The organism is Sandarakinorhabdus sp. (assembly GCF_040398645.1).
GTDB lineage: Bacteria > Pseudomonadota > Alphaproteobacteria > Sphingomonadales > Sphingomonadaceae > Sandarakinorhabdus.
In genome coordinates, this window is sequence record NZ_JBBATR010000080.1 from 6,010 (window position 1) to 8,839 (window position 2,830).

2 protein-coding genes and 1 pseudogene are annotated in these 2,830 nt (G+C 64.6%); 1 reads left to right on the forward strand and 2 read right to left on the reverse strand.

The features are described from left to right. Both ABWP50_RS12645 and argS read right to left on the reverse strand, forming a co-directional pair. Nucleotides 1-509: pseudogene (locus tag ABWP50_RS12645) on the reverse strand (hypothetical protein); the annotation flags it as partial. A gap of 36 nt (nt 510-545) precedes the next feature. Continuing rightward, the gene (gene argS / locus ABWP50_RS12650) at nt 546-2,282 is read right to left on the reverse strand and encodes an arginine--tRNA ligase (protein WP_353218344.1); all 1,737 of its coding nucleotides are present in this window, start codon (nt 2,280-2,282) and stop codon (nt 546-548) included. A 156-nt stretch (nt 2,283-2,438) separates the two neighbouring features. On the opposite strand from argS, the gene ABWP50_RS12655 reads away from it, so the two are divergent. Further along, nucleotides 2,439-2,830, forward strand: a 392-nt coding sequence (locus tag ABWP50_RS12655) for a globin (protein WP_353218345.1), incomplete at its 3' end; no start/stop codon positions are given.

Genomic DNA, 2,830 nt, shown 5'->3' on the forward strand with positions numbered 1-2,830 from the left:
GCGGCGGCTGGTTGCGCTGGGCTGGCTTGGGTGACAGACGGCGCGGCAACGCTCGGCTGCGCGGGCAACACCTGCACCGTCACTGGCTGGCTGCCTGCCGGCACCTGCGGCGGCGGCGCGCTGGCGCCGGGCGGCAGCAGATCGCGCGGCCGGCCAATCGGCTCTTCCGGCACGGCGTTCATATCGATCTGGCTTTGCACATCGTCGCCGCGCACCGCGTCATAGATCACGTCGCCGTCGCCTTCCAGCTCCAGTCCCTGCCGATCCGCCGGGGCCACGCGGTACGGGCCAGCATCCGCTTCGATCAATGGCGCCTGGCTGGCTTCCATATAGCCCTGGCCGTTGCCGCCGTCCTTGCCGCCAAGCATCATGAGCAGGCCGACAGCGGCAATCGCGCCCAGCGCCAGCACGGCAATGGCGATATTGAGCACCGGGCGGCGCTGCGCCGCCGAGTTCGACTGGTTCAGCGGGGCGGCTTCGGCCAGCCAGGGCGCATCTTCATCACGCATCGCGGGTGCTCCGAGCCATCAGTGCCATCAGTGCCATCAGTGCAGTTCTTCGGCGGCGGCGACACCGATCACCGCCAGGCCGTTCTTGATCACTTGCCCGGCAGCGCGTGCCATCGCCAGCCGCGCCGCGGTCAAATCGGGGCGATCGGCGCGCACAAAGCGGCGGGATGCATCGTCATTGCCGGCATTCCACTGGCTGTGAAAGGCCGCCGCCAGATCACCAAGGTAAAACGCGATTCGGTGCGGTTCGCGGGCTTCGGCGGCCTGTTCGATGATGCGCGGGAAATTGGCCGCCATCTTCACCAGCACCAGCTCGTCCGCGTCCAGCAGCGTCAGATCGGGCGGCGGCAAGTCGATGCCGGCTTCAGCCAGCTTGCGGCCCAGCGATGCGATGCGGGCATGGGCATATTGCACATAGAACACCGGATTTTCGCGGCTTTGTTCAACCACATGCGCAAAATCGAAATCCATCATCGATTCCGGCCGCTTGGTCAGCATCACAAAGCGCACGACGTCCTTGCCGACCTCCTCGATCACTTCGTCCAGCGTGACGAAATTGCCAGCCCGCTTCGACATTTTCACCGGTTCACCGCCGCGCAGCAGCTTGACCAGATTGACGATCTTGATGTCCAGCGGCACCTGCCCGTCGCTCAAGGCGCTCACCGCCGCCGTCATGCGCTTGACGTACCCGGCATGATCGGCGCCGAACACGTTGACCAGTGCTGCCGGCACCAGTGCTGCCGGTCCGCGGACCAATTTGTCCCAGTGATAGGCGACATCGCCAGCAAAATAGGTCCAATTGCCGTTGGATTTGCGCATGGCGCGGTCCTGATCGTCACCAAATTGCGTTGACCGGAACAGTGTTTGCGGCCGGGCTTCCCAATCATCGGCAGCCTCGCCCTTGGGCTTTTCTAGCACGCCTTCGTAGATTAGGCCCTTGGCGGTCAGCGTATCCAGCGCCTCCTGCACCCGCGCGCCCAGCGAGGCTTCGGAAAAATACACATCCTGCTTGATACCGAGCAGCGCGAGATCGGCGCGGATCCGCTCCATCATCAGGGCCACAGTGCGGGTGCGAAACAGCACCAGCCAGTCGGTTTCGGGCGCATGGGCATAGGCATCGCCGAATTCAGCAGCAAAGGCCTGGCCAACCGGCACCAGATAATCGCCGGGATACAGGCCTTCCGGGATGGAAATCGCCTCCCCCAGCGCTTCGCGGTAGCGCAGATGCGCCGACCTTGCGAGCGTATCGACTTGGCCGCCGGCATCGTTGATATAATATTCGCGGGTCACGTCCCAGCCGGCATATTCCAGCAGGCCGGCCAGCGCATCGCCCACCACGGCGCCGCGGCAATGGCCCATGTGCATCGGCCCGGTGGGATTGGCCGACACATATTCGACATTGATGCGCTTGGCCTGGCCCACAATGCTGCGGCCATAATCAGCGCCTTCATCCAGCATGGCCTGTGCCTGCGCGTGCCACACATTGTCGGCCAATTTGAGATTGATGAAGCCCGGCCCGGCGACATCGGCAGCGGCAATGCCTGGCTTGGTGCGCAGCACGGCGGCGAGCGCCTCGGCCAGCACACGCGGGTTGCTGCCCGCTGGCTTGGCGAGCGCCATGGCGGCATTGGTGGCCAGATCGCCGTGGCTGGCGTCGCGCGGCGGTTCAAGGGTGACATTGGCAAACGACAGGCCCGGCGGCAGCGTGCCGGCCGCGGTCAGATCGGCAAGCGCGCTGTGGATGATGGCAGCAAAATCGGCAAACAGGTTCACGGCAATGGGCACTTCTTGGCGGAGGAGGTTCGACCAAGCTCTAACGCCTGCCCCCCACCACGTCCATCACCGCGTCCATTGCCTGCCGGCTGCTGGCGGCGCGTTGTTGGCGCGCTCAGGCTTGCCGCGCCAGCCGTGTGGTTTCAAGAATGCGCCATGACCATATTCGATGCCCTGTCTGCCAGCCTCGACATTGCTGCCGATCGCGGCGGCGATCCGGTGACTTCGGTCTATGCGCGCTTGTTTGCGGTGCATCCCGCCATGGAACGCGAATTCTGGCGAGACACATCGGGCAGTGTGCGCGGCGAGATGCTGGCGCGCAGCTTTGAGGTCATCCTTGATCTGGCCGGCGCCAATGGCGTGATCGGCGGCACCTGGGGCGCGCAGTTTCTGGCCACCGAACTGTCCAATCACCACGCCTATGGCATTGCGCCGGCGGTGTTTGGCGATTTTCTGCCCATCATTGCCGATGTGATCCAGGATGCCTGCGGGCCGGAATTTACGGGCGAGATGGCAGCAGCCTGGGCGCAAACCATTGGGATCGCAAA